Consider the following 24,698-nt stretch of genomic DNA (forward strand, 5'->3'; position numbering starts at 1 on the left):
AGTTAACTTCTTTCTACAAATTTCTCTACGAAGTCAGCATTTTGTTTTGTGGCATTTGCCAAGTTTACTTCATAGTCATTTTCACTATTATCTAAACATACGGTATCAGAAATAGCGCGTATTACGATACAAGGAATGTCTTGTTTATTACAAACACGTGAAATCGCTCCACTTTCCATTTCACAAGCAATAACATTTGTGAAATGACGATTGATGGAATTGATTTGTGATTTCTTTGATACAAACTGGTCTCCACTTGCAATGGTCCCAACATGTAAATTTCCATTTCCAATTTCAGGCCAAATCTTTTGCGCAAGTTGAATTAGAGTTACATATGAATATGAGTATTCTCCATATCCTTTATCCCCATCAATTGCACTTGTATCAAAATCATGTTGTACAAGTTTATCACCAACAACAATGTCTAGTATTTTTTGATCCTCAGTAAATCCACCTGCAACACCTGTACTTAAAACGTAACGTACTTTATATTGGCAAAGTAAAATTGCTGTTGTCATTGCAGCTTGTACTTTTCCAATTCCACTTTGTGCAAGTAAAACACGTTTTCCTGCTAGCTTTCCTTCAATTACAGGAATTTCCATTACTTTTTTTCTTTTCACACCAGTCATCTTTTGACTTATTGCTTCAACTTCACTACTCATAGCCGCTATAATACAAATCATGCTATGACCTCCTTTCGACAAACATAGAAATATTTTTCACCTTCTTGGATTCCTGGTTGTACAAAATCTGTATAGATTTCAACTTGGAATCCCAATTCGGTAAGTATACTTGTAATTTGATTTGGGTTAAATACCCATTGTTCATGATGTTCATACTGTGTCGAACCATCTTTTTCATAAAATACAAAGTTATGTAACAAGCGATTTTCATCACTTATAATACTCCAAATAAAATCTGTATCATCTACTTTTCCTGCTTCATAGAACTCTTCTTTGAATTCATCCAAACGGTCTAGTGCATGCATATCAAATAGAAAGATGCCATCATCTTCAAGATGGTCATAGACTTGTTTCAAAACAGATGCAATATGTTGTTCATCGATGTAATTCATACTATCGCAGTAACAAATTACAGTATCATAGATACCTGCTTGGCTCATATCATACATATTCATGTATGCATAATCAACAAGTCCTTCTACATCTTTCTTACGTGCTTCATCAAGCATTTGATTAGATAAATCGGTTGCGACAAGTTGATATCCTGTTTTTGCTAATGCTAAAGAGATTTCTCCAGAGCCACAGGCAAGTTCTAACATGTTTTTTCCTTTTGCATATTTTTTGGTAAAGTCTACATATGCTTGAGTTGCATCATCATCTTTGACCAAACTATCATAATGCTTTGCCAGTTGGTTATACATGGGTTTCCAATCTTGGTAAATCACCATATAAGCGTTCTAATTTATAAACACTTCGTTCTTCATCTAAGAAGACATGGACGATTACTTCATCCGCATCGATTAAAATCCAACGTGAATTCTTATCCCCTTCAAAGTGGTGGATACGTAGATCGTTTTCTTTTAATGCATCTTCAATATTACTTGCAATGGCATACACTTGGCGTAAGTTATCTGCGCTTGTAATGATCACACGATCAATAAATGGGTTTAGTGATGTAAAATCATACATCATTACATCTTCCCCTTTTGTGTTTGCGATTGCTTCAAGTATCACTTGTACTTTATTTTCCATCATTGTATTGTTCTCCATAATATATTGCTTGATCTTTCTTTACTGCTTCATATCCTTTGTGGATATCTTGTTTACTTAATTCAATAAATGCAGATGTATCATAATCCCGCAAAGGATCACACTTATCTGCTACATATAATAGTTTAGCATAAACGGACTGACTATTTCCTAAGACATGGTGCGCAATGGCTTCTAAAAGCTGTTTATTTTGCAAATGCAAGTAATGCTCACATACATATGCTCCCATAAATCCATGCCAAATACTCTCTTTTTGTTTTGCGACTTCTGGTGCAAGTTCTTGTAAAATCTTCAAACTATCTTCTTTATTAATTATCTTAAATTCTTTATTAATATCATGATAATAACCCATCAAGTATGCAAGTGTAGCATCAAGTTGATTACAAGTTGCTAGTTCTTTGCATACTGTTGCTACTGATACAGAGTGTTGATAGCGATACTCACTCATTGCATGTTTTAATATATCTTCATATAAGATATGTTTGCTGAAGTAATTTACAACTGCAGGATCCACATGACACAATTTTCCATTACGTATTTCACTAGAACTAATTGGAATATCTTCCATTTGCAAATACGTCAGTGTATATGGACTTTCACTTTTCTTTCCATCGCGGGCAAAGGCACATAAATTCACCATCTTTTGTAGCTGGTCAATATCTTTCCAAGCATGTAGTTGTTCTACCTGGTCGTTTCCTAAAATAAAGTAGAACGTATCCTTTGGATACAGTGTTTTTAGTTTTCGCACAGTATCTACTGTATAGTTTTTTGATGTACTACCTTTTTCGATATCACAAATCTTGTATGCATCAATTTTGTGAAAAGCAAGTTCTAACATCTTTCTACGATCATCATAGCTTGTTAGTTTTCGGTCTTTTAAAGGAGTTTGCTCACTTAAGACAAACCATACTTCATCTAGATGCAATTGTTGTAGTGCATGTTTTGCCATTGCCATATGTCCATCATGCACAGGATCAAAACTTCCACCTAATAAACCGATTTTTCTCATATTGTAATTAATTTCTTTTTACTTGGACGATATAAGACGATTACACGCCCCACGACTTGCACAAGTTCACTGTTTGTCATACTTGCTAAATCAAGTGCCATTTCTTTTACATTATCATCACAGTTTTTTAAGACTGTGATTTTAACAAGTTCATGTGCTTCTAAACTCACTTCTGTACTTTCCACTAAGTTGGCACTAAGTCCACCTTTTCCAATTTGTACCAAAGCTTTTGTATTTACTGCAAGCGCACGTAGCGCTCTTCTTTGTTTTCCATTTAACATTATATCATTGCCTTTCTAAGCAGTACGTCCACGTGTTTGTTTGCATATACATCAATACGTGATACATTTCCATGAATACAGAACCATCCAAGCCCTGCAATCACGATATCAATTTTATCTTCTTTTTTTGTGAATGATGTTTTCTTCATTTCACTTGCATCTTCTTCAATTGTAGGTGCGAGTAGTTCTCCTAAATGCTCACTCCATAAACGATCTGCATTTTCTGCTTTTGAACGATGAATCGCTAAACGATCCGAGAAATAACAAACACAGCTTACATCCTCACAATCAAATAAATCTAAACGAACATATCCTGCTAACGCCAAACTTTGATTTTGACGAAGTTGAAATTTCTTTGGATTTACTTCTTTGTGAAACATGACATCTTTTAATTGTGTTTCCGGAACATATGTCAAATAACTTTTTGTATTTACCATTCCTGGAGTGTCATAAAGTGTATATCCATCAAAAGGAATTGGGTTTAAATCTAGGGTTGTTCCTGGGTGATGGGAAATCGTTAGATCATGTGAGTGCATTAGTGCATTAAGTAGTGTACTTTTTCCTGCATTTGCATTTCCTAGCATGACAACATCACGTTGTTTACGATACATTGCAATCGCTGCTTCTACATCACTGACACTTTGTGCTTCTTGTTTATGTAAATTAGGTACTGCAATAATTCCAACGACTTGGATACCGTGTGTACGTAAACGGTTTTGAATAAAGTTTCCCATCTTACCAGCACTTGTTGTTTTTGGTAATAGATCACTTTTCGTACAGACAAGTAAAATATCTTTTCCCATAAAATGACGATTCATTCCAGGAATGATACTTGCTTCAAAATCCATAATATCCACAACCCATACAATCAATGCATCAAGTGCATTTACACTTTGCAATAAGGCATCATTATCGATTCCTTGTTGCATATTGATCATGACATCACCATAGTGTGACAAGCGATAACAACGCTTACAATACTCTTGATCCATGTTTTGGACAAAACCAATGGCATTTGGATTTTCTGTTTGGAGTGTAACTCCACAACCTTTACATATTTTACTCATCAAATACTCCTTTTTTAAGTATATTTTTCTTTTCTAAACGTTTGTATACAAAGTTTTCAAAAATACGATTTAGCTTTGTTGCTTTTATATCACGTTGTACAAGTGGTGCTGTATGAATGACATACATATGCATCCGTTTTGCACCTAAGACATCGGTCATTAATTGATCACCAACAGCAACCACTTTGTTTGCAGGAATATGATAATCACGTAGGATTTTCTTATACGTACGTTTTAATGGTTTATTGGCAAAACTATAAAATGGGACATGTAAGGCATCCGCAAATGTTTGTACCCGATTTTTATAGTTATTTGAAATCATACAAACTTGCATCCCACTTTGCTTTACCTTCTCAATAAAAGAAGCGGCAGCTTCACTTGGATGTGACTGGTCATGTGCAACCATCGTATTGTCGATATCACAGATCATCAATTGAAATCCTTGCTTTGCAAGTGCATCAACATCAATACTTTCGAAACTTCTCACATATTCATCTGGAATAAAGTATTTTAACATATTTCACGCTTCCTTTTCATTTGGTTATTTTACCATTGTTACCCCATTTTATCAATTTAATACGTAGTGAATTGAAACATGCATAATTTAGTGTTTTCCACCACATTCATGAAGCATAAGACAAAGAAAGGCATCAATCGTTTATAACCGATGATGCCTGTCGCTATAATTATTAAATCTATTTTCTTTTACATAGGTGCGATGATACGTTTTGAGACAATATCTTGGATATAGTTTTTTACTTCAATACGTACATCTGGTGCATGTTGTTGTAAATATGCAATCAATGCATCATGCTTATCTTCATCTAATTTAACAATCACTTGTCGATGTTTGCTTTGCAGCAAGACAAACTGTTTTGCGATTACCACACGGACAAGTTTTGGATATGCCTTATCATTTACATATAGTTTTCCCTTATCAAGTTTTGCTATTGCATCTAAGTTTTTACCTAAGCTTGCTTTCCACTCTTTTTGCACTTGTAGATATGCATGCTCATTATCACGATATGCCCAAGTTCTTTTTTGAAAACCAATTAAAAAGATATCCACGATCAATAGAATACTTCCAAAGATAAGACTGCTAATTGTATACGTAAGTGTTGTTGCATAATAAAGTTGTGCAAACAAGAGTACACAAATCATGGTAAGTACGGCAATGATGATATTTACCAAGCGATACATACGAACATACACATACGTATCAATATGCTTGTTGGCGTAATCTAAGACGTCATCAAAGCTCATGGGCGTATCAAAGGTAAATATGTGGTTCATTATGCGATTTCGGTTGTTTCGTCGTTAAAAGCCCGGTATTCAAGTTTTACACTTAAGTGTTCATTGATATTCTTCAGTGCTTTAATAAACGCTTCCTTATCATAAATCGCTAGGTCCACATATGCATAAGTAGCTCCCATGGCACCACCAATACTTTTTGCAATTCCCTTTTCAAATAACAATTCATTAAATTTCTTTTCTAATGCTTGACGGAATAAAGCATCGCTTTCATTTCCATTTTGATTTTTATAATATACATAACCAAATTCTCCACCAAAATCAAAGAATTCATGACTTGTGACATATTGGTCTTGTAAGCTTTCTGCAATTAACACAGGATGTGTTGTAAAGATGATTTTCATGTCTTGACGCACTTCATCTTTAATCTTCTTTTCATCAAGTTTATAAACTCGATAAATTTGTGTTGGATCTTGATACATCGGCCATTCTTTTTCATCAATGATTTCCATTAATAGTTCATAAAATTGTGAAAGGACAACTTGTGAACCACCATGACGTTCTCTAACAATTTCATAACTTGCAATATATGCTTCAAGTGCACATTCCCCAATGAATAGTTGTAGCATATATACTGCTACTTCATTTGCTTTAGACTCATCCATAACTTCAAATGCATCACAATATACTTCACAGTGTAATGCTTTTGCATTCTCATCAATTTCATAGTACACCATGAAATCATCCGCTGTGTATTCTTTATCTTGTACACGTAAAATCGTGTGTAATGCTTTTGTTGATAAAGGCGGCAAATAACTATTTACAATCCATGTATCTAAAATTGCTTCTGGTGCCAATTGTTTTAGCAATACACCAATTAGTTGAACATTTTTATCTTGTCCACTTAAAAATGTAATTTCATAACTATCTTCTTCTTTTGCAATATCTAATTGTGAGTTCGAAAACTCTTCAAAATAGGTATTTAGAATTTTAGTAATCTCTGTTATTTCAGCTTCATCGTTATGATCTAAAGCACGTTCTAAGTTACTTCTTTCTTCTAAGAAGATTCGCCAAAAGCGTTGTACTTGTTGTTTAATGTTCATCTTTTTTCCTTTCCGTATGTAACCATCGATAGAGTAAGTACCCCAATAATCCACCAAGCGTATTTAAGATTATATCATCAATATCACTAATGCCAACACGTAATACGTATTGTCCTAATTCGATATAAAATGAAAGCATAAAACTATACAAAATAACGCGTTTCACATTGATTCGATTCACAAAATGATGCAACATATACCCAAAAGGCATAAACCAGATAATGTTACCCATAATGTTGTAAATTAAATACATAAATGACTGCAAAGGGTACTGCAATGCAGCATAACGATAATTTTCAAACATGTGATAAAACGGAATATAATTGATGATTCCACTTTCATTACTAAAGAATCCTTCACGTATCACGGTAATGTAAAACAAATTGCATAAGTAAAATGCAAAAAGAAAAACATGCAGAGTTCTCTGACGTTTTTCTTTTTTACTTTGGCGGTAAATGAGCGTAATCCCACTTGCCACGATAAAGGACAGAAGTAGGCTATGCATCATCAAATCTACTATCCAATGTGTCATCGCCTGTCCCCCTTACTTATTTTTCTTTTTTGTGTAAATCGGCAATAATTTGCTCGATTTTATTTCCTTGTTCCAAAGACTCATCTAATACGAATTCCAATTCTGGAACTTTACGCATTGATAACGTTTTTGCAAGTTCGCTACGGATAAATCCTTTTGAACGATTTAGTGCATCCATTCCTGCTTCTTTTCGTGCATCTTTGCCTAAGAATGATACGTATACTTTCGCAAGTGATAAATCACTTGTTACTTGTGTATCCATCACAGTTACGAATCCAACTTTTGGATCTTTTACTGCACGTTGAATGATTTCACTAATGTTTTTTTGAATTAATCCAGCAACTCTTTCTTTTTTGATACTCATAACTAAGCCACCTCTACTTGTTGGTCTTCAAAGGCTTCGATGATATCTCCTTCTTTTATATCGTTAAAGTTTTCAATTGTTAAACCACATTCGTATCCATTTGATACTTCTTTTACTTGGTCTTTGAAACGTTGTAGTGATCCTAATTTACCTGTATAAATTACAACCCCTTCACGAATCAAACGACAACCACTGTCACGACGAATGACTCCATCTGTAACCATACATCCAGCAATGGTTCCAACTTTACTAACTTTATATGTTTCACGCACTTCAGCTTGTCCAGTGATTACTTCTTCATATACTGGAGCTAACATACCTTTCATTGCGCTTTCCATTTCTTCGATAACTTTATAGATAATGTTGTGTAAACGGATTTGTACACCTTCATCTTCTGCTTTCTTACGAACTGCAGCATTTGGTCTAACATTAAATCCAACAACGATCGCCTGTGAAGCACTCGCTAACATAATATCACTTTCTGTGATGGCACCTGCAGTAGAACGAATGACATTTACACGTACACCATCAACATCAATTTTTTCTAGTGATGATTTTACAGCTTCTGCACTACCTTGTACATCGGCTTTTACAATAACATTAATCGATTGAATTTCACCTTCTTCAATTTGTTTTGCTAAGTCTTCTAAAGACATTGCACTTGAAGCGTTACGTTCTTCTTCCACACGTGCTTGTAATCTTGCTTCTGCAATTTGACGTGCTTTCTTTTCTTGATCAAAGGCTTTAAATACATCCCCAGCAATTGGAACTGAGTTAAGCCCAATAATTTCTACTGGTGTACTTGGTCCTGCAGTTTTGATTTCACGACCTAAGTCATCAACCATTTTACGTACGTGACCAAACGCTGTACCTACAACAATTGCATCACTTGCATGAAGTGTACCGTTTTGGATTAATAACGTTGCAACTGCACCACGACCTTTATCAAGTTTTGCCTCGATAACAGTACCTGTTGCCATTTTGTGTGGGTTTGCCTTTAAGTCTTGCATCTCAGCAACAACTAAGATGTTTTCTAATAAGTCATTTACTCCATCACCGTTTTTCGCACTTACAGGAACAAAGATTGTATCTCCACCCCATTCTTCTGGCATACATCCAAGTTCACTCATCTCAGACATAACACGGTCAGGGTTTGCTCCTTCTTTATCCATTTTGTTGACAGCAACAATCATTGGTACGCCTGCTGCTTTTGCATGGTCAACTGCTTCTTTTGTTTGTGGCATTACACCATCATCCGCTGCAACAACGATAACTGTTACATCGGTAACTTTTGCTCCACGTGCACGCATTGCAGTAAACGCCTCGTGACCTGGTGTATCTAGGAAAGAAACTTTTTTCCCTTTTACTGTAACTTGGTAGGCACCAATATGTTGTGTAATCCCTCCAAATTCACCTTCCGTAACTTTTGTTTTACGAATGGTATCCAGTAATGTTGTCTTACCATGGTCAACGTGACCCATGATAGTAACAACTGGTGGGCGGCTTTCAAGCAATTTTGGATCATCCTCTTCGTCTAATTCCTCAAAATTGTATTCCTCCACAATGTGTTCTTTTGTGACTTCAATGTTAAACTCCATACCAATAAGTTCAACGGTTTCATCATCTAGCACCGTATTAATTGTTGCCATATTCCCCATAAGGAATAAGAACTTAATAATATCTGATGCTTGCTTATGCATTAATTTTGCAAGTTCTCCTACAGTTGGTTGCCCACTGTATGTAATCTCAGTAACAACAATTTCAGGTTTCTTTTGTTCATGCCCTCGATTGTTACCTCTACGATTGTTATTTGGACGTCTTCTTGCTTTTGCCATATTGTCACCTATCCTTTCTTTTTCATCATACTATTTGCAAATCCACGATCTAATACACCCACTGCTTTCACATTGGCTCTACCAATCGCATTGCTCAACAGTGCACTACTATCTACAAAATCATACTTCACATTGTAGAAACTGCACTTATCCATAATTTTCTTCTTTGTGTTATCTGATGCATCTTCAGCGATTAACACCAAATAACATTTCTTTGCACGTATTTTTTCAATTAATGTTTCTCCATAGGCAAGCTTACGTGCTGCATTTGCTATACCTAAGGTTCCGTAAATGTTACTCATGAATTAAACTTCTCAACTCATCATAAAGTGCATCATCAATGTCCACATTTAATGCACGTTTGAGATACCCTTTCTTCTGTGCTAAATCGATTGCTTCTTTTGAACGTTTCAAATATGCTCCACGTCCATTAGCTTTTCCGCTTTCATCCACAATCACCGTTTTTTCTGGTGTGCGAACCACGCGGATCAGTTCTTTTTTTGGAAGTTGCTCCTGTGTTGCAACACATTTACGTAATGGAATCTTGCGTTTTGTTTGCATCATTTACTCCTTTAGTCCTCGTCGTAGTAATCATCGAACTCATCAAAGTCGATGTCATCATCATAAACCCAATCTTTTTCTTGTTCTTGCTCTTGAGCTGCCTCAATTTCAGCAAGTTCTTCTTCTGTATAAATTGGTTTTAATTCGTAATCCTTTTCATTTGGATCAAATGTTGGTTTTGTGATTGGTTCATCTTCCACAAACAATTGATCTTCATCTGTTTTCTTCTTTTTCTTTTTCGGTTTCGCTTTTGGTGCATCTTCTTTTTTCGCTTCTAGAATTGTTTCTAGTTTTGATTTATATGCACGTTTTTCTTCTAAGTCGATTCCTTGTGCTTTCTTTTCTTTAGCAATACGTGCTGCCTTTTCAAGTTCTGTTTCAATCTTTTCTTCTGCAGCTTCTTCTACTTTTTCAAGTTCTTTATTTGTTTCTACTTCTACAACAGTTGGTTCTTCTTTTGCCACTGTTTCTGGTACGAATTCTTCTTCAATGTATTCATCAGCGAATAATTCATCCACGTAATCCGCATCCACTCCAGCATCTGCAGCTTCTTGTTTTTGACGTTCTTCAAATGCTTTTGCTTGTTCGATTTTACGTTTTTCTTCTTTTTGTGCAGCAATTACTGCAGCTTCTTCAGCTGCCAATGTTTGCCAGTCAATATCCATGTTTGCTGCATCACTTACAGATTTAATATCAATCGTTTGTCCTGTAAGTTTTACTGCAAGACGTGCATTTTTACCTTTTTTACCAATTGCTAATGATAATTGATCATCTTCAACAATTACCATCAATCCGTTTTCACGGTTTGGGTTTTTAATAACTGCTAAGATATCTGCTGGTGCAAGTGCATTTGCAATTAACTTACTAACGTCTTCACTCCATTCAAAGATATCAATTTTTTCACCTTTAAGTTCTTCGATAATGACTTGTACACGGCTTCCTTTTGGTCCAATACATGCACCAATTGGGTCAATGTTTTCATTGTGTGAATATACAGCCATTTTACAACGTTCCCCTGCTTCGCGAGCAATTGCTTTAATTTCAACAATTCCTTGGTAAATTTCAGGAACTTCTTTTTCGAATAAACGTTTTACAAGAACAGAATCGGCACGACTTACAAGTACTTGCGCTCCTTTTGTTTCCTTGTTTACATCACTAATTACAACTTTGATGTGTTGTCCTTCACGGTATGTTTCTCCAGGAATTTGTGCAACCATTGGCATAAGTGCAATTGTGCGACCAATATTCACTAAACAGAATTTTTCTTCTACTGTTTCCACAACCCCAGTCACAAGTTCTTCTAACTTATCAATATATTCATCATATACTGCTTGTTTTTGAGCTTCTCTTGTTTTTTGTTTCATTACGTTTTTCGCTAAGATGATCGCAATACGACCAAATGAAGTAATGTCTACTTCTTCCTCAACGAACTCACCAAGTTCAAAGTCTTCTCTGATTTTCTTAGCATCTTCTAAAGAGATTTCTAATTCATCATCTTCAACTTCTTCCACAACTAAACGTTGTGCAAATACTTTGATGTTGTTATCTTCAAACGATACACGAACATATGCATCTTGTAGTTCCACATGTTTACGGTACGCTTTAATTAGCGCTTCCTCTAGTGCATCGATGATTGTTTTTTCATCAATGTTGCGATCCTTTTCGATTTCTTGCATCGCTTTTACGAATTCTTTCAGTTTCATGACCAATTCCTTCCTTAAACTTTAACTGATAAACGAATAAGACCAATATTGTCTTTTTCAATCGTTATTTCTTTTTTTCTTGTTTTATCTACATATTCAACGACAATATCTGCTTCATTGACTTTACGTAAATATCCTTGGACTTCGTCCATTCCTGCTTTTGGATCTTTGAATTTCACGTATATGTATGAATCAATTGCAGCATTGATTTCTTCATCATTGCGAAGTTCACGCTCCGCTCCAGGAGAACATACTTCTAGATAGTATTCATATTGGATATTGTCTAGTGCATCTAATTTGTCAGATATCTCATTACTGACTTTCGCACATGTATCCAAATCCATTTTTCCATCCTTGTCCAAAATTGAAACTTGTAAGATTTTCATTGATCCATCTTGTGTCCAAATCACATCATATAGTGTACAATCATTGGCTTCCACAATTTCCTGAATCATCGTTTTTAGATTGTTTTCCAAGCGTTTTCCTCCCATAAGTAAAGTTAAGAGAGGGCTTGCGCCCTCTCGGTTTTTCTTATCAACATGGCTATACTACCACAAAAATCAGTATTTATCAATGTTTTGCATAAAATAATGCACATGAAGTACATCCACAATTTCCACTTAACGTTCTTAATTTAACGATTTTTTCAATAAATCAATAATTTCAGGACTAAACAGTAGTAATGCATGATCACTTCCTGGATTGATAACTACATCACGTTCTTTTAGAGTTTCTAGTAAATCAGCAGCATTTGCTTTAACGTATGGTGAGGATTGTTCATTTAGAAAATTACTCAGTGAATCTAAACTTAGAAAGATAGGAACGAATTCCAGTCCTTCATAAATCATTGAGAACACTTGTAAGTTCTCACCTGTTTCAATTTTTGTATTTCCTGTTGTGCTATTTGCTAGTAAATATACATCATGGAGTAGCATTTCATAAAAGAAGTGTTTTCTTTTATCCACATCATCACCAAGCAGTTCAAACTTTTCTTCTAATGTCATCTTAAGCTCCTGCCATGCGTTTTTGCATGACTTCATGTGCGCGATTTTCTAAAGTATCATCAAGTTCAGCTAATTGTACTTCACCATGGCGTTTAGCCAGTGCTTTGCTAATAATGAAGTCTGCCACTTCAGGATTTTTTGGCAACAATGGCCCGTGCATATACGTACCAAGTACTTGCCCATTGTAGAAACCTTCATAACCGCCTTGGTATTCATTTCCATGTCCGTGCACTACTTTACCTAATGGATGTTCTACACCACGGGTTTGTCCACCATGGTTTTCAAAACCAACGATATTCACCGTTTTTCCATCCAATGTAGCTTCAATCTCAATATTTCCGATGCAACGTCCAACACTTGAATCACTAGTTGTATAGTAATTAAAGATACCTAGACCTTCAATTTTATTGTCGCTGTTGTCGATATAGTATTGACCAAAGAATTGGTAACCACCGCATATCAATAAAACAAATGTTTTCGCATCAATGGCATCAATAATATCTTGTTTTCGTGAAACTAAATCATCAAAGAGTAATCCTTGTTCGCGGTCTGCTCCACCACCGATAAATAATAAATCATAATCGCCAATGTGTTTTGATTCACCAATACCACATGTATCGATTTCAATTTCTATATTACGGTCCATACAACGTTTCTTTAACACTTGTATATTCCCACGATCTCCATATAAATCCATGACATCGTGATACATCCAGAGTACGTTTAGTTTCACTTTTCATTCCTCCTTAGAATTTTACGCATACTTTGTAATGCGGTATATGTTGCAATCACATATGCATGGTCATCTAATTTCTTTAATTCGTCAATGGATCCTTCAAGACTTTCACTCACAATCAAGTTTCCTATATATCCTTCGTATTTCAAACGCAATGCCATATCGTATGCACGTTTTCCTGCACATATAATATGCTTTGTATGTGTATCAACAAGCAAATCAAAGTGTGCATCCCATATCCAAGATACATCTGTTCCATCTTGGTCATTATCATTTAAGACAATTACGATATCCTTATCTTCTGGATCACGCATAATGTACTTCATAACTTCGTTAGCCCCTGTTGGGTTTTTTACTAAATTAAGTAATACATTACGTCCAATATTGAATGACTCCATACGGCCATCTTTTAATTCAAAGTTTTTAAGTAAATCTTGCACATTTGCAAATGGAATATCCATCAACTTTGCAAGTGCGATTAAACCAGTAGCATTATAAATTGCATACAAAGCATCTTGTGGTGCATGAAAGGTTGTATTTTCTACCACAAAACTTTGAGTATCTAAATTTACATCACTTGCTTGTACATAACGATCATTATTTCCAAAGCCACAATTTGGACAAGCAAAATGTCCAATGTGTGAGTACTGATAATATGCATACTCCAGTTGATGATTACAGCGGAAACAGAATTTCCCTTCACTTGCTTCATTACTGATCTCTTTACTTTCACTATTTTTATCTACACCAAAGAAATATACATGTGCTTGTTTTGATGTATCTGCCAAACGAACGACATTTGGATCATCTGCATTTAAAATCAAAGCACATTGGAAGTCTTCAAGTGCTTTACTTACTTTACCAACTACACTTTCCATTTCTCCGGCACGATCTAGTTGATCACGAAAGAAGTTATTAATAAGCACTTTTGTAACTGGAACACGTTTTAATACGTGAGGTACATTGAGTTCATCAACTTCAATAACTGCACAATCTGCATCCACTTGTAATTTCATCTTTGTGTTACGTAAAAATAATGCTGCAATACCTACAAGTAAGTTGTCTCCACGCACATTACAAATGACATGTTTGTATTTTTTTTGCATCAAACGATACACCATATTGGTTGTTGTCGTTTTTCCATTTGTTCCTGTAACCAAAATAATTTCTTTTGGATATTTTATTTTCTGTAGTATTTGTCCATCAAGCTTTAGTCCGATTTGTCCTGGCAGTGATCCTCCACGCCCGAGTAGTGACAATAGAAATCTTGATATTTTTACAACACATAAGGTTATTCTAGCTCGCATAACGTTCTCCTAAATTCATGTTTTATTATACCTTAGACAAGAGAAAAGACCAAGCGTATTGGCCTTTTGCTTAAATATATTTACTTGCTTCTCGAATACTTAGTTTTGCCATTTGACTTTGATATCTCTCTAGAAAGTCTCTTACCCAAGCTGGATCCGTTTTACTGTATTGGCGAAGTGCCCATCCGATTGCTTTATTAATAAAGAATTCATCACTACCAAAGTTATTCACGATAATTGTTTCTAGTAATTGTGTATTCGTTTTTTCTTTACGCATCAATTGGTGATCAATAGCAATACGACGCACCCAAAAATCTTCATCTGTGGACCATGCAATCATAATGTCATTTAAACGTTCATCCACTAAGCCAATTGAGCCGATGGTTAGATCCAAACTGTCTACACTATCCCACCATGAATTGGTTTGAACAAGTTTTTTTAACTTATCGACATCATCAATGGTTAGTGCTTGTTTTTTCTTCTCTAAGTAGTAACAAGCAAAGTAATGCAACTCACGATATTCATCATCAAAGCATGCAAAAAGTAAGTCCCAGTCAATTGCTGGATTTGCTTCTAATTTTATGGCTTGATTGTAGACATCTCTTCTTTCTTTCGTTGTTAAGCCTAAACAGGAAAACTGATTACGTAAATATGCTTCTTGTTGCTCAATTTTCTCTGGTCGTTTTATTTTTATTAATTCATCTTTTACATATGTATAAAGTTTGTGCATCTAATAATATCCTCCACCTTGTATTCCAAGGTATTCTTCTAAAGTTAGTCCACTTGCATAAATTGCAGGAGCATGACTTCCAACATAACGTAAATGCCATGGTTCTGCTTGATATCCTGTAATATATTCTTTACCTGCTTGATAACGAACAATAAAGCCATATTCATGTGCATGTTGTGCAATCCATGATGCTTCTGGTTCACTAGTCAAAAGTTGTCCATTTGGACTAATTAAATCAAATGCCAGTCCACTTTGATGTTCACTATGACCTGCTCGTGCAGAAAATGTATCCGTCGCTGCTTGTCCATAGCTAGCCACATAATTCCAATAGAGTTGGTTTTGATACGAGTAACTGCGATAACCACTATAACTATCTAAGACTTGTAAGCCATTTGCACGCATGCCTGCAATGAGTTGTTGTAAAGCATATACTGCTTCTCCATTTACTCCTGGTGCATAACTTGCTGGCAACCCATATTTCTTATTTACCACAAGTATTCCTTGAACATAGGTTGGTTGAACACTAGTTTGTTCAATTACTGGCTGTGGTTGTATTACCGGTTGTTCTATTGGCTGTGGAATTGGTTGTGGTTTTTCACCTATATGCACGGATACAGTTTTATGTATCGCATTTTGATATGCATCAGTTGCACTCACATATGCCTCATATGTTCCAGTTAGAGCAAAATCAACCTTACTTGTATCGATATCCATATGCACATCACTTAAGTCAGTTGCCTCAAAGTGTTGATAAAAATCATAATCACTTGCACCATAAGCGACTTCAATCACCTCTACTTCTTTGGTCAGTGTTGGTGCTGTTGTATCTTGTATTTCTAATGTTACAGTTGCTTTTTGTGTTGAATCTTCTACAGGATAACTAATCACAATTGGATACAATCCAACTGCAGGATATGTATTTTCATCATATGTAATCTTTGATGTATCCATTGTTGATTGTTTTAGTACATCCTTGTCTTCACAGGATAGAAAATCACTTACTTTAAGACTTAGTGTTTCTCCATATTCTATGCGCAGTATCTTGCGATACACAGTTACATCCGGTGTATCTTCACTACTGCCACATCCTACAAGTAAAAAAAGCAACAACACACAATATACTTTTTTCATAATCTGTCCCTCTTACAAACATTTTAGCACGAAAAAAAGCAGTTACAAACTGTAAGCTGCTTTCATCACTCTAAATTAACTATTTTGCTTCTGGAACGATTTGTTTACCGTTGTAGTTTCCACATTCACACATTCTGTGTGGACGCACATAATCACCACAAGCTGGACATGTTGTCAATGTAGGTTTCACTAATTTATAGTGCGTTCTTCTTTTTGCTTTTCTGTGTTTAGAACCACGTCTTTGTTGAACAGCCATAAATACCTCCTCTAGTCTTCTTCGATCTTAAACTCGGCTAGCTTTGCTAATCGAGGATCCACTTCATCTTTTTTACGTTTTTGGTAATCACTTTCGCTAATTACCTCCCAACCTTCTCCTTTTGGATATTCCTTAATATCGTCTTTAACAACTTTTAAGGGAACTTCCATCATGATATCTTGGAAAATAATCGGCAATAGTTCAATTACATCACCTTTAGCTTCGTGTAAGTCTTCAGTATCATCTACTTTGCGAAACGCAAATACTTCAGTAGGTTCAATATCAAATGGATAAGGAACATCTTCATTCGTAATCGCACAAGGTAAAATCATTTCGCCACTGATTTCCATGTCTACTGTGACCAAGTCACTTTTTCCATCGTAATCAAGACTACCTTCAACATGCACATCCTTCAGGTCGCGTAGTTGGTGGATTTTCGCAAAAGTCTCTTTCGGAAATGTTAAATCTTCTTGAAAAGAAATAACTCCATCTTTTGTATTTAACAAGTCATTCTTTGACCATTTCACGATCATCACCTCATTGCCTGCCTAAATATTATAGCAAAAGTCGACGATAAGTCAACAAAAGATTGGGATATTTCCACACCAAAAATCGTTGCTGTTTTTCGCGCTTTTGATAATATACTTCCCTATCTTATAACACTTTTCAAAAAAGGCAAGAAAAAACACCAAAGATTTATGACCTTTGATGCTTTTATTACATTCTTATTTAGACCAAAGTGGTACTGGATACTTACCTTCATCGATAAGTTTTTTAATTCCTGCTTTTACTTTTGGTTTATCTTCTTGATAGGTTACACCATACCAAGAATCACTACTTGATAATACATCAACACTTACTTTGTTTTCACGAACCATTTTTCCCACTTCTTTTGGAATAAAGAATTCTGATTTTAGTAGATTTGATGGTACTTCTTCTTTAAAGAAATTCACAAAGTCTTCTTTCATATATTGAATGAAGTTTGGATTGAATCCCCAGAAGTTTAATGAAACTAGACGATTTGGATCTAATTCATGGTAAGTTGCTCCTGCATCTTCTGTATAAAAGATATGTCCATCTTCACGTTTTTCAATACTTGTTAGTTCTTGAATATCACTTAATTTATTGTTTTCTACATTACATACACCACGTGCAACACTTCCATTATCACTTACCGTATTTTGTAGTAAATAACCAACCATTGCATAGTTATTTTCATCTGTATTATTTACTAGGAAGTCATGGATTTTTACGAATGCTTCTTGTCCATAGTAGTCATCCGCATTAATTACACAGAAAGGTGCATCAATGACATCTTCACAGCATAATAAAGCATGTCCTGTCCCCCATGGTTTTTCACGACCTTCAGGAATACTGCATCCTTCAGGAATTTTTGTCATATCTTGGAATACGTATTTTACTGGGAAATGTTCAGCGATTTTGTTTCCGATTGCTTCTTTAAAGTCTTTTTCAATTGCTTCTTTGATAATAAAGATAACTTCATCAAATCCAGCACGTTTTGCATCGAACACACTTAGTTCGAGAATGATTTCTCCATTAGGTCCGATTGGATCGATTTGTTTTAATCCTCCATAACGGCTCCCCATTCCAGCCGCTAACACAACTAAACTTGTTTTTTTCATGTTTTATTTACCTCTTCTAGACACTATTCTATCATATTCCTAATTTTATTTGCACTTGAAATCCTATATACTATGTATATGAGAAAATTAACAGTATGCGGAATCGTATGTGAATACAACCCTTTCCACAACGGACACATCCATCATATCCAACAAGCCAAAGTCATCAGTAAATGCGATGTACTTGTTTGCATCATGAGTGGTAACTTTGTCCAACGTGGAGAACCTGCAATTATCGACAAATGGGAGCGCACAAAAATAGCACTTGATTATGGTGTGGATATCGTAGTTGAACTGCCATATATTTATGCAACGCAAAGTGCCAACCACTTCGCAAAAGCAAGTATTGATATACTAAAAATGATGCAAGTTGACTGTATTGTCTTTGGAAGTGAATCCAATGATGTATCTTTTTTACATTCCTTAGTCGCAAAAGAAAAACAACTTATCAAAAAGCCAGGACAGTCGAGTGCAAAAGCTTATGAAGAAATGTTTGGAGACTTATCACCAAATGATATTCTTGGTTACAACTATATCAAAGCCATAGGTGATGCACCTATTGCAGCCTATACAATTCAACGTACCAATGCATATCATGGGAAGCAGCTTACGGGAAGTGTATCTAGCGCAACGAGTATTCGTAACCAAATCGCTAATCAACAAGTTGTTTCAAATACGACACCAATGACAAACTTAGATGATCGCTTTCTTATGGAGCATTACTTTCCCTTTATCAAGTATCAACTTCAAGTACTATCGAAACAAGAACTTGCAGCGATTTTCTTAATGGATGAAGGAATGGAAAGTCATTTATATAAACAAGTAGAACTTGCAGTCAGTTATGATGACTTTATCAAACGTGCTATCACGAAACGTTACACGAAAGCAAGCATCCAAAGAAGTTTGATTCATTTGCTTACTCACACCACAAAACAAGTGGTAAATAGCTTACCTGCACTGGATTACGTACGTATTCTTGGCTTTAATCAAACAGGGCAAAACTATCTAGCAAATATTAAAGAGGATATCCACCTAGCAAGTAGTTTTGGACAAATTCCACAAGTCTATCGCGATATGGAATATAAAGCTGCACAAGTCTATGCAAGTGTATTACCACTAGATAAACAAGCTGCTTTTATCAAAAAGGAAATCCAACAGCCAATCATAAAAAAAGATAGCGTTTTTTAGCTATCCTTTCTTAAAACATTACTTCGAATATAATCACATAGTTCTTGCCAATTGTTATCTTTGCCATTGACATCAATTTTATTCAACAATTCTCGTTTACTTTCTTTATGCTTGCATATTTTTGAACTTAAATTGAATAAATCAATTTCTTTTACTGTTTTTTTATTTTCATAAAAACTCCAGACAAATCCATCTGTTAAAATAACAGTTTTATTTATCTCACAGTACTCGTTAACTTCAAGTTTCGTATGATATAAATCTTTCGCAGTAGGGACTTTAATTTCTATAAGTGCTAAATAGTCAATATCGACACTATCTTTATTCTTTATATTCCATTTTCTTGCAATTAATAAATCCGGTGTATAATGTTTAGCAATTTTCCCTCTATCAAAAGTATCTCGATTATCCCAATTTTTGTACAGCGTAGAAACATCTACAACACGGATATCATTATTTTGAATATCATTATTCATATCAATTAGTTCGCGAAGATATGGCATTATCAATGAATTTTGATAGTTTATTTCTCGATTATCGTTATCTAGATAGTATCGTAATTCATCTTTGTATTTCTTAAATATTTCTTCATACCTATCAGTCATATTAATCCCCTATTTTTTATAATTTATATTCATATAAAGCGGTTAAATAACCTTTACCTAAATCCACGATTTCAACAAGTGTGAAACCATTACGTTCATAATATGCACGTAGTGGTTTTTTATATGCGCGCACATCAAGTTTTACAACTGCATATCCTTGTTTACGTCCAAGTTCTTTAAAGTAATCTAACATCATAGTTGATATACCTGATTTACTTGCTTCATCTAAGACCATAACTTTGTGGATATATAATGCTTCTTTTGGTTTATCATGTAGCCAATACGTTGGATCATAATCAACCACACTAAACGTTGCCACCGGTTTATTATCACGATATACAATGTAGAAGTTTGTAATATCATAATCCTTAGATAAGGCATCCCATGTGACTTCATCTAGTTCCCATTGCACAATATCTTTTGCAGCTAGTTCATGTACTTTTGTCGTTAATAGGTTTTCCACAACCATTTCATCACCAGGTTGTGCCTGTCGAATTTGAATATCATATTTCATAAAAATAGTGTAGCAAACCTCCATAAAAAAAGAAAGAATGTTTTTTCTTTCCTTATACGTTTTTCGGTTTTACTTTTGTTGCTACAAGTTGCAAGATATCTTCTATATCTTCATCACTAGTAATGGAATCATGTATCCAACCACCCTGTTCTCCACATGGATATCTATTTTGCCATAGTTCTTGCGTCTTTGGCTGCAAGTTTGGAAGCAATGTTTCCATTTTTGGTGCAGCTTTATCATTGAGTGATACTGTACAACAAAATCCATTTGCTTCAAAAAAGATATACAGCAATAGTGTCTTTTTATGTGCATATCGATACGCCCATCCATAGGAACTACCAAATGGAAACTTCAATTCTTTTTGCAAAGCATATCTCTTAGCCAAGGCTTGTTCAAAATGTTGTAGCCGCATAAACGCTTCATTACCAATAAACGTATGAATTTCTTGGCTTGTTGGTATAACATCTTTATTTACAAGTCGTAGTTTTTCCATCACTTTAATCCTCTTTTTCATTGTAGCATACAAGTAAAGAAAAACACCTCAATAATATGAAGTGTTTGTCGTAAATTATAGACCTTCTACGTTGTGGTAAACGTTTTGTACATCATCAACATCATCAAGTAATGTTAATAAACGTTCAAATAGCATTTTGTCATCACCTTCAAGCGTTACGTATTCATTTGGCACCATTGTTTGTTCGAGTACATCAAATGTTACGCCAGGAATCAATGCTTCGATTTCATCCTTCGCTTTGTATAAATCTTGTGGTGCGACAGTTACTGCCATGTGTCCATCTTCTATTTCAATTTCTTTAACATCAACATCAGCTGTCAATAAAGTTTCTAGCATTGTATCTTCATCTTCATATGCAAAGACAAGTTGTCCTACACTTTCATAGTTAAATGATACAGAACCACTCACTCCAATTTTCGCTTTTGCTTTGTTGAAAGCTCCACGTAAATCTGCAATGGTACGGTTTGCATTATCCGTTAAACATTCAATAACGATTGTCGCAAGACCACCACTACCAAATCCTTCATATACTGAACTTTGATAGTTTTCGTCACTTCCACCTTTAGCTTTATCAATCGCACGTTTAATTACATCCGCAGGTACTTGATTCGCTTTTGCTCTTTCTACAACTTTCTTTAAGTTGGAATTCATTTCAGGATCTGGTTCACCATTCTTTGCAGCTACATAGATCTCTTTTCCAAATTTTGAATAAACTTTTGTTTTTGCAGCAGCCGTTTTGGCCATGCTGGCTTTTCGTACTTCAAAGGCACGTCCCATAGTTATCACTCTCCAAATCGTACCTATTATAACAAATAAGTGTCTCTGGCACAATTTCCAAATACATAAAATATATTTTTTTTATTCTGACTAAAAAAGATATACAGAATCTTCATTCTATATACCTTGTGGTTTTGTTATTTATTTGTTTGTTCAAATTGCTTATCAATAAACTCACTCAACTTACTTGCAAGCTTTTTATCTTTTGCTTCTTGATACCCATGTTTTGCATTTTGGTTGTTTCGATAATACACCGTTCCATCCTCACAAACATAGTACGTATGAATTACATTTTTCATCGATATATAGATTCCATGTGCATCTCCTGGCGTTTGCTCAGTATCCACAAACTCTAAATCATTGATAATTGTTGATATTTCTTCATAACAGCTTTGATCAACTTCAATAGTTTTATGTAAATCTTGTATATGACTTAATTCCATATTTTCAATTTTCTCTGCTTTGATACTTTTTGATGCACAACCTACCAACAATATAGCGCAAACAAGTGCACATAATCCTCTTCTTTTATCTCCCATATAACACCTCTACTATTATTAATAGCATACAAACTGTATTAAGTCAATCATACAGTTTTATTCTTGTAGAAACTTTGCCCAAGTGCGTGGTGTATCATCTTTGTGTATCACCCAATATTGCAGTGTTTCTACATATGCATCTACTTGCTTTTGGATATATGGTTTACAGTTCTCGATTCCATATTGATGAACCATCGCTGTAATTTGATATATTGGTAACCCTAAAGCATGCGTTGGTGTATGAACGACACTACATGCTTGCCCAATCGCATGACATAGTGCAATATCTTTTTTATCATCTATTGTTTTGGCAAATGCGTGGAAATCAAGAATCATCCGTTTTGCTTCTGGCATTTTGCACTTCCCTTGTGCCCAACATGTCGCTTTATCAACCACGTCTGTAATAATTGATGCATCTGGATATCTAGGTTGCAATTCTTGAGCCAGTCGATTTGCATAATCTAGACCCCATAAAACAACCACTTGACGCTCTGCTTGTTTACACGCTTGATCTAATGGATGCAACAATTCACTATCTTGTCCAATCAAGATTGTATTCTTTCTTTTATATCTTGCTTCAATTTCTGTAAACCAGTCCATAGTTCTCCTTTTAGTCGTTTTCGATTAATGGCACAATACTTTCTGGTTTAAAGACAATTTCATAACGATACTTATTGCTATCTACCCAGTCTAATTGTTCCACGGTATAACTTGTGTTGTCTGAAAGCCCAAAGTAATGTACTTTGTATTGATCTTTTCCAAGTTTACATGTAACTTCCAAGCGTTGTGCTTCATTGTTGGTTTCTACTGAACAGTTACCTTCCGCTTGAAACAAATACTCACCAGTAATGTTATTAATAAATACGATTCGTCTAAGAATCTTAAATTGTTCAGCATCTTTTTTGATGTTCTCTGTTACTACATCTGCATCTGAATCACATGCAACAAGTCCAATTCCACACAAAAGGACAAGTACTAAAATTTTTACTTTTCTCATTTTATTCCCTCTACTTTATATCTACATTTTAGTATATTTCTTTGAAATATACACGAGAAAACAAGAGATAATAAAAAAATCCTCCGCACGATGCAGAAGAATTTTTAATTTTCACCAGTTCTACAAACTAGAATTTGGCAATTATTAAGCTATCTCAACTATCACTATCTCGTTTCCATCGATATCGTTTAAGCGAACTTCGTAAGTTCCCCAATCATATCTAATAGCCTCAGACATTGAAACCCCATTTTTCTTCAAATGTTTCATTGTTGAATCAAGATTTTCTGTTTGAAAAACGAAAGATTGATAACCTGTTGGTTGTGTGTCGAACACTTCGCAATCCCAGATGCAAAGAGTGGGTGCTTTCTCTATAAAACCAAGATAAACTCCATTTGAATCGTCCACATCAGTCTTAATAAAGGGGATTTCTAATATATATCTATAAAACTCAATAAGCTCTTTTGCTTGCTTAGAAAAAATATTGGTGCAATAGTATCCTGTTATCATTTTCTTACCTCACTAAGTTCAAATTAATTTAATTATACGATGAAAAAATAGAAAAGACTATAGTATATCCTCCTATTCATATTCTCAGGCTTTTTCGTCACTATCAATTAAATCTACAATATCTTGCAAGGAAGAGTACTTTCCTTGAGAATAAAAAAGAGCACCTGGCTCTTACTTTATATCTCTACGTAAATAGATGTATTGATTCATTCGTTTTTGTGATTTCATGTACTTTTCTTCGCGGCTTACTTCATAGAATTTACTATGCTTTAAAATTCGAATAATTCTTGCATCCGTGTCAGGAATCACTGCTAAATAGGCTTCTCCATACGCTTGTTTAAGCACATACTCAATGAGTTCATGACATACTTTATCACTTTCACCATATACGAAATCAATCAAGCAAATCGTATCTTTATTACATAATGGTTTTTCAAAAATACGAATCAGACGTTTGTAGATTACTGGACCTCGAAGAATTCCAAACCATTTTATGACTTCATTACGATCTAATTGCAAAGCTCTCTTATTCCCTTGTGTACTTGCTAATACACCAACAACTCTTCCATCGTTTTCTGCGATACATACATGCTGTGGTTGTAAAGCACACATAATTGCTTTCTCTAATTTCTTTTCATCTATTTTTGGTAATTGCTTTTGATATGCTTTAACTAAAGCATCAGCAACAAATAAACAATCATTTGAATTTCCTGGGCGCACTGTAATTGTTGCACTCTTTATCATAAATTAAACACTCCTTTGATACGCTATTAGTGTAATCAAAGAAGTGCACTTAAACAAGTCATATGCTTGC

General features: G+C 34.9%; 34 protein-coding genes. 1 reads left to right on the forward strand and 33 read right to left on the reverse strand.

Features of this window, described 5'->3' with window-relative positions:
* Positions 1–2: 2 nt before the first annotated feature.
* The 24 genes from EDD63_RS00280 to EDD63_RS00395 all read right to left on the reverse strand — a co-directional run bounded on the left by EDD63_RS00280 (position 3) and on the right by EDD63_RS00395 (position 18,246).
* Positions 3–683, reverse strand: a complete 681-nt coding sequence (locus EDD63_RS00280; RefSeq protein WP_134167292.1) for a 5'-methylthioadenosine/adenosylhomocysteine nucleosidase — start codon at positions 681–683, stop codon at positions 3–5.
* Entirely contained in the window at positions 680–1,411 is a 732-nt protein-coding gene (locus tag EDD63_RS00285; RefSeq protein ID WP_243833706.1) for a class I SAM-dependent DNA methyltransferase, read from the reverse strand. Before EDD63_RS00285 ends, EDD63_RS00280 begins: the two co-directional genes overlap by 4 nt.
* Positions 1,377–1,718: a ribosome silencing factor gene (gene rsfS / locus EDD63_RS00290; protein ID WP_243833707.1), complete on the reverse strand. Its 342-nt coding sequence runs from the start codon at positions 1,716–1,718 to the stop codon at positions 1,377–1,379. Before rsfS ends, EDD63_RS00285 begins: the two co-directional genes overlap by 35 nt.
* On the reverse strand, positions 1,705–2,742 hold the full coding sequence (gene nadD / locus EDD63_RS00295) for a nicotinate (nicotinamide) nucleotide adenylyltransferase (protein WP_134167296.1): 1,038 nt from the start codon (positions 2,740–2,742) through the stop codon (positions 1,705–1,707). The genes rsfS and nadD overlap by 14 nt, the downstream gene beginning before the upstream one ends.
* Positions 2,739–3,023, reverse strand: a complete 285-nt coding sequence (gene yhbY, locus EDD63_RS00300; RefSeq protein WP_134167298.1) for a ribosome assembly RNA-binding protein YhbY — start codon at positions 3,021–3,023, stop codon at positions 2,739–2,741. Before yhbY ends, nadD begins: the two co-directional genes overlap by 4 nt.
* Positions 3,023–4,090 carry a ribosome biogenesis GTPase YqeH gene (gene yqeH, locus EDD63_RS00305; RefSeq protein WP_134167299.1) on the reverse strand — a complete coding sequence of 356 codons (1,068 nt, stop codon included), beginning with the start codon at positions 4,088–4,090 and terminating at the stop codon, positions 3,023–3,025. Before yqeH ends, yhbY begins: the two co-directional genes overlap by 1 nt.
* Positions 4,083–4,607 (reverse strand): YqeG family HAD IIIA-type phosphatase, encoded by a 525-nt coding sequence (locus tag EDD63_RS00310; RefSeq protein WP_134167301.1) that lies wholly within the window; start codon positions 4,605–4,607, stop codon positions 4,083–4,085. The genes yqeH and EDD63_RS00310 overlap by 8 nt, the downstream gene beginning before the upstream one ends.
* Before the next feature lie 188 nt (positions 4,608–4,795).
* On the reverse strand, positions 4,796–5,353 hold the full coding sequence (locus tag EDD63_RS00315) for a hypothetical protein (RefSeq protein WP_134167303.1): 558 nt from the start codon (positions 5,351–5,353) through the stop codon (positions 4,796–4,798).
* A gap of 29 nt (positions 5,354–5,382) precedes the next feature.
* The gene (locus tag EDD63_RS00320; protein WP_134167305.1) at positions 5,383–6,444 is read right to left on the reverse strand and encodes a hypothetical protein; all 1,062 of its coding nucleotides are present in this window, start codon (positions 6,442–6,444) and stop codon (positions 5,383–5,385) included.
* A complete protein-coding gene (locus tag EDD63_RS00325; RefSeq protein ID WP_134167307.1) occupies positions 6,434–6,976 on the reverse strand; it encodes a VanZ family protein in 543 nt (180 codons plus the stop codon). Before EDD63_RS00325 ends, EDD63_RS00320 begins: the two co-directional genes overlap by 11 nt.
* Before the next feature lie 16 nt (positions 6,977–6,992).
* Complete coding sequence (rbfA, locus tag EDD63_RS00330; RefSeq protein WP_134167309.1) at positions 6,993–7,340, reverse strand: 30S ribosome-binding factor RbfA; 348 nt, start codon at positions 7,338–7,340, stop codon at positions 6,993–6,995.
* 2 nt (positions 7,341–7,342) lie between these two features.
* Positions 7,343–9,175 carry a translation initiation factor IF-2 gene (infB, locus tag EDD63_RS00335; RefSeq protein ID WP_134167311.1) on the reverse strand — a complete coding sequence of 611 codons (1,833 nt, stop codon included), beginning with the start codon at positions 9,173–9,175 and terminating at the stop codon, positions 7,343–7,345.
* 8 nt (positions 9,176–9,183) lie between these two features.
* Positions 9,184–9,477, reverse strand: a complete 294-nt coding sequence (locus tag EDD63_RS00340) for a L7Ae/L30e/S12e/Gadd45 family ribosomal protein (protein ID WP_134167313.1) — start codon at positions 9,475–9,477, stop codon at positions 9,184–9,186.
* A complete protein-coding gene (rnpM, locus tag EDD63_RS00345) occupies positions 9,470–9,736 on the reverse strand; it encodes an RNase P modulator RnpM (protein ID WP_134167315.1) in 267 nt (88 codons plus the stop codon). Before rnpM ends, EDD63_RS00340 begins: the two co-directional genes overlap by 8 nt.
* 11 nt (positions 9,737–9,747) lie before the next feature.
* On the reverse strand, positions 9,748–11,439 hold the full coding sequence (gene nusA, locus EDD63_RS00350; protein WP_134167317.1) for a transcription termination factor NusA: 1,692 nt from the start codon (positions 11,437–11,439) through the stop codon (positions 9,748–9,750).
* Positions 11,440–11,453: 14 nt separating this feature from the next.
* Positions 11,454–11,915, reverse strand: a complete 462-nt coding sequence (locus EDD63_RS00355; RefSeq protein WP_243833708.1) for a ribosome maturation factor RimP — start codon at positions 11,913–11,915, stop codon at positions 11,454–11,456.
* A 153-nt stretch (positions 11,916–12,068) separates the two neighbouring features.
* Positions 12,069–12,443, reverse strand: a complete 375-nt coding sequence (locus tag EDD63_RS00360) for an SseB family protein (RefSeq protein ID WP_166667485.1) — start codon at positions 12,441–12,443, stop codon at positions 12,069–12,071.
* Position 12,444: 1 nt separating this feature from the next.
* Positions 12,445–13,176 carry a type 1 glutamine amidotransferase gene (locus tag EDD63_RS00365; RefSeq protein ID WP_134167323.1) on the reverse strand — a complete coding sequence of 244 codons (732 nt, stop codon included), beginning with the start codon at positions 13,174–13,176 and terminating at the stop codon, positions 12,445–12,447.
* Positions 13,173–14,486, reverse strand: a complete 1,314-nt coding sequence (locus EDD63_RS00370; protein WP_134167325.1) for a Mur ligase family protein — start codon at positions 14,484–14,486, stop codon at positions 13,173–13,175. The genes EDD63_RS00365 and EDD63_RS00370 overlap by 4 nt, the downstream gene beginning before the upstream one ends.
* A gap of 70 nt (positions 14,487–14,556) precedes the next feature.
* The gene (locus EDD63_RS00375) at positions 14,557–15,216 is read right to left on the reverse strand and encodes a DNA alkylation repair protein (RefSeq protein WP_134167327.1); all 660 of its coding nucleotides are present in this window, start codon (positions 15,214–15,216) and stop codon (positions 14,557–14,559) included.
* Positions 15,217–16,347, reverse strand: a complete 1,131-nt coding sequence (locus tag EDD63_RS00380) for a D-alanyl-D-alanine carboxypeptidase family protein (protein ID WP_134167329.1) — start codon at positions 16,345–16,347, stop codon at positions 15,217–15,219.
* A gap of 79 nt (positions 16,348–16,426) precedes the next feature.
* Positions 16,427–16,603, reverse strand: coding sequence for a 50S ribosomal protein L32 (gene rpmF / locus EDD63_RS00385; protein ID WP_134167331.1), 177 nt, complete (start codon positions 16,601–16,603; stop codon positions 16,427–16,429).
* An 11-nt stretch (positions 16,604–16,614) separates the two neighbouring features.
* On the reverse strand, positions 16,615–17,136 hold the full coding sequence (locus EDD63_RS00390; protein ID WP_134167487.1) for a YceD family protein: 522 nt from the start codon (positions 17,134–17,136) through the stop codon (positions 16,615–16,617).
* A 192-nt stretch (positions 17,137–17,328) separates the two neighbouring features.
* Positions 17,329–18,246 (reverse strand): nucleotidyltransferase family protein, encoded by a 918-nt coding sequence (locus EDD63_RS00395; protein WP_134167333.1) that lies wholly within the window; start codon positions 18,244–18,246, stop codon positions 17,329–17,331.
* Positions 18,247–18,324: 78 nt separating this feature from the next.
* Here EDD63_RS00395 and EDD63_RS00400 point away from each other — a divergent pair, with 78 nt between their 5' ends.
* Positions 18,325–19,434, forward strand: coding sequence for a tRNA(Met) cytidine acetate ligase (locus EDD63_RS00400; protein ID WP_166667486.1), 1,110 nt, complete (start codon positions 18,325–18,327; stop codon positions 19,432–19,434).
* Here EDD63_RS00400 and EDD63_RS00405 read toward each other — a convergent pair.
* The 9 genes from EDD63_RS00405 to EDD63_RS00445 form a co-directional block, all read right to left on the reverse strand.
* Positions 19,431–20,036, reverse strand: coding sequence for a hypothetical protein (locus EDD63_RS00405; protein ID WP_134167337.1), 606 nt, complete (start codon positions 20,034–20,036; stop codon positions 19,431–19,433). The two genes, EDD63_RS00400 and EDD63_RS00405, sit on opposite strands and share 4 nt — an antisense overlap.
* 16 nt (positions 20,037–20,052) lie before the next feature.
* A complete protein-coding gene (locus tag EDD63_RS00410) occupies positions 20,053–20,550 on the reverse strand; it encodes a GNAT family N-acetyltransferase (protein ID WP_166667487.1) in 498 nt (165 codons plus the stop codon).
* A 52-nt stretch (positions 20,551–20,602) separates the two neighbouring features.
* On the reverse strand, positions 20,603–21,043 hold the full coding sequence (locus EDD63_RS00415) for a DUF3788 family protein (protein WP_208318273.1): 441 nt from the start codon (positions 21,041–21,043) through the stop codon (positions 20,603–20,605).
* A gap of 75 nt (positions 21,044–21,118) precedes the next feature.
* Positions 21,119–21,841: a YebC/PmpR family DNA-binding transcriptional regulator gene (locus tag EDD63_RS00420; protein WP_134167343.1), complete on the reverse strand. Its 723-nt coding sequence runs from the start codon at positions 21,839–21,841 to the stop codon at positions 21,119–21,121.
* Positions 21,842–21,978: 137 nt separating this feature from the next.
* Positions 21,979–22,380, reverse strand: a complete 402-nt coding sequence (locus EDD63_RS00425; protein ID WP_134167345.1) for a hypothetical protein — start codon at positions 22,378–22,380, stop codon at positions 21,979–21,981.
* Positions 22,381–22,437: 57 nt separating this feature from the next.
* On the reverse strand, positions 22,438–22,980 hold the full coding sequence (locus EDD63_RS00430) for a putative immunity protein (RefSeq protein WP_134167347.1): 543 nt from the start codon (positions 22,978–22,980) through the stop codon (positions 22,438–22,440).
* Between the two features lie 10 nt (positions 22,981–22,990).
* Entirely contained in the window at positions 22,991–23,377 is a 387-nt protein-coding gene (locus tag EDD63_RS00435) for a beta-sandwich lipoprotein (RefSeq protein ID WP_134167349.1), read from the reverse strand.
* A 144-nt stretch (positions 23,378–23,521) separates the two neighbouring features.
* On the reverse strand, positions 23,522–23,884 hold the full coding sequence (locus EDD63_RS00440; protein ID WP_134167351.1) for a VOC family protein: 363 nt from the start codon (positions 23,882–23,884) through the stop codon (positions 23,522–23,524).
* Positions 23,885–24,055: 171 nt separating this feature from the next.
* Positions 24,056–24,628: a hypothetical protein gene (locus EDD63_RS00445; protein ID WP_134167353.1), complete on the reverse strand. Its 573-nt coding sequence runs from the start codon at positions 24,626–24,628 to the stop codon at positions 24,056–24,058.
* Positions 24,629–24,698: the final 70 nt, after the last annotated feature.

It is taken from the genome of Breznakia blatticola, from assembly GCF_004365815.1.
GTDB lineage: Bacteria > Bacillota_I > Bacilli_A > Erysipelotrichales > Erysipelotrichaceae > Breznakia > Breznakia blatticola.

What these genes read in the sequence shown, in the direction of transcription:
- EDD63_RS00395 (WP_134167333.1), bottom strand. Translation starts at nt 18,246, where the DNA reads ATGAAAAAAACAAGTTTAGTTGTGTTAGCGGCTGGAATGGGGAGCCGT.
- EDD63_RS00400 (WP_166667486.1), top strand. Translation starts at nt 18,325, where the DNA reads ATGAGAAAATTAACAGTATGCGGAATCGTATGTGAATACAACCCTTTC.
- EDD63_RS00435 (WP_134167349.1), bottom strand. Translation starts at nt 23,377, where the DNA reads ATGAGAAAAGTAAAAATTTTAGTACTTGTCCTTTTGTGTGGAATTGGA.
- EDD63_RS00340 (WP_134167313.1), bottom strand. Translation starts at nt 9,477, where the DNA reads ATGAGTAACATTTACGGAACCTTAGGTATAGCAAATGCAGCACGTAAG.
- EDD63_RS00310 (WP_134167301.1), bottom strand. Translation starts at nt 4,607, where the DNA reads ATGTTAAAATACTTTATTCCAGATGAATATGTGAGAAGTTTCGAAAGT.
- yhbY (WP_134167298.1), bottom strand. Translation starts at nt 3,023, where the DNA reads ATGTTAAATGGAAAACAAAGAAGAGCGCTACGTGCGCTTGCAGTAAAT.
- EDD63_RS00425 (WP_134167345.1), bottom strand. Translation starts at nt 22,380, where the DNA reads ATGGGAGATAAAAGAAGAGGATTATGTGCACTTGTTTGCGCTATATTG.
- EDD63_RS00315 (WP_134167303.1), bottom strand. Translation starts at nt 5,353, where the DNA reads ATGAGCTTTGATGACGTCTTAGATTACGCCAACAAGCATATTGATACG.
- EDD63_RS00320 (WP_134167305.1), bottom strand. Translation starts at nt 6,444, where the DNA reads ATGAACATTAAACAACAAGTACAACGCTTTTGGCGAATCTTCTTAGAA.
- EDD63_RS00285 (WP_243833706.1), bottom strand. Translation starts at nt 1,411, where the DNA reads ATGGTGATTTACCAAGATTGGAAACCCATGTATAACCAACTGGCAAAG.
- EDD63_RS00410 (WP_166667487.1), bottom strand. Translation starts at nt 20,550, where the DNA reads ATGAAATATGATATTCAAATTCGACAGGCACAACCTGGTGATGAAATG.
- EDD63_RS00415 (WP_208318273.1), bottom strand. Translation starts at nt 21,043, where the DNA reads ATGGAAAAACTACGACTTGTAAATAAAGATGTTATACCAACAAGCCAA.
- EDD63_RS00445 (WP_134167353.1), bottom strand. Translation starts at nt 24,628, where the DNA reads ATGATAAAGAGTGCAACAATTACAGTGCGCCCAGGAAATTCAAATGAT.
- rsfS (WP_243833707.1), bottom strand. Translation starts at nt 1,718, where the DNA reads ATGATGGAAAATAAAGTACAAGTGATACTTGAAGCAATCGCAAACACA.
- rbfA (WP_134167309.1), bottom strand. Translation starts at nt 7,340, where the DNA reads ATGAGTATCAAAAAAGAAAGAGTTGCTGGATTAATTCAAAAAAACATT.
- nadD (WP_134167296.1), bottom strand. Translation starts at nt 2,742, where the DNA reads ATGAGAAAAATCGGTTTATTAGGTGGAAGTTTTGATCCTGTGCATGAT.
- EDD63_RS00440 (WP_134167351.1), bottom strand. Translation starts at nt 23,884, where the DNA reads ATGATAACAGGATACTATTGCACCAATATTTTTTCTAAGCAAGCAAAA.
- yqeH (WP_134167299.1), bottom strand. Translation starts at nt 4,090, where the DNA reads ATGAGTAAAATATGTAAAGGTTGTGGAGTTACACTCCAAACAGAAAAT.
- EDD63_RS00430 (WP_134167347.1), bottom strand. Translation starts at nt 22,980, where the DNA reads ATGGACTGGTTTACAGAAATTGAAGCAAGATATAAAAGAAAGAATACA.
- EDD63_RS00380 (WP_134167329.1), bottom strand. Translation starts at nt 16,347, where the DNA reads ATGAAAAAAGTATATTGTGTGTTGTTGCTTTTTTTACTTGTAGGATGT.
- rnpM (WP_134167315.1), bottom strand. Translation starts at nt 9,736, where the DNA reads ATGCAAACAAAACGCAAGATTCCATTACGTAAATGTGTTGCAACACAG.
- EDD63_RS00420 (WP_134167343.1), bottom strand. Translation starts at nt 21,841, where the DNA reads ATGGGACGTGCCTTTGAAGTACGAAAAGCCAGCATGGCCAAAACGGCT.
- rpmF (WP_134167331.1), bottom strand. Translation starts at nt 16,603, where the DNA reads ATGGCTGTTCAACAAAGACGTGGTTCTAAACACAGAAAAGCAAAAAGA.
- nusA (WP_134167317.1), bottom strand. Translation starts at nt 11,439, where the DNA reads ATGAAACTGAAAGAATTCGTAAAAGCGATGCAAGAAATCGAAAAGGAT.
- EDD63_RS00390 (WP_134167487.1), bottom strand. Translation starts at nt 17,136, where the DNA reads ATGATCGTGAAATGGTCAAAGAATGACTTGTTAAATACAAAAGATGGA.
- EDD63_RS00325 (WP_134167307.1), bottom strand. Translation starts at nt 6,976, where the DNA reads ATGACACATTGGATAGTAGATTTGATGATGCATAGCCTACTTCTGTCC.
- EDD63_RS00375 (WP_134167327.1), bottom strand. Translation starts at nt 15,216, where the DNA reads ATGCACAAACTTTATACATATGTAAAAGATGAATTAATAAAAATAAAA.
- EDD63_RS00360 (WP_166667485.1), bottom strand. Translation starts at nt 12,443, where the DNA reads ATGACATTAGAAGAAAAGTTTGAACTGCTTGGTGATGATGTGGATAAA.
- EDD63_RS00370 (WP_134167325.1), bottom strand. Translation starts at nt 14,486, where the DNA reads ATGCGAGCTAGAATAACCTTATGTGTTGTAAAAATATCAAGATTTCTA.
- infB (WP_134167311.1), bottom strand. Translation starts at nt 9,175, where the DNA reads ATGGCAAAAGCAAGAAGACGTCCAAATAACAATCGTAGAGGTAACAAT.
- EDD63_RS00405 (WP_134167337.1), bottom strand. Translation starts at nt 20,036, where the DNA reads ATGACTGATAGGTATGAAGAAATATTTAAGAAATACAAAGATGAATTA.
- EDD63_RS00280 (WP_134167292.1), bottom strand. Translation starts at nt 683, where the DNA reads ATGATTTGTATTATAGCGGCTATGAGTAGTGAAGTTGAAGCAATAAGT.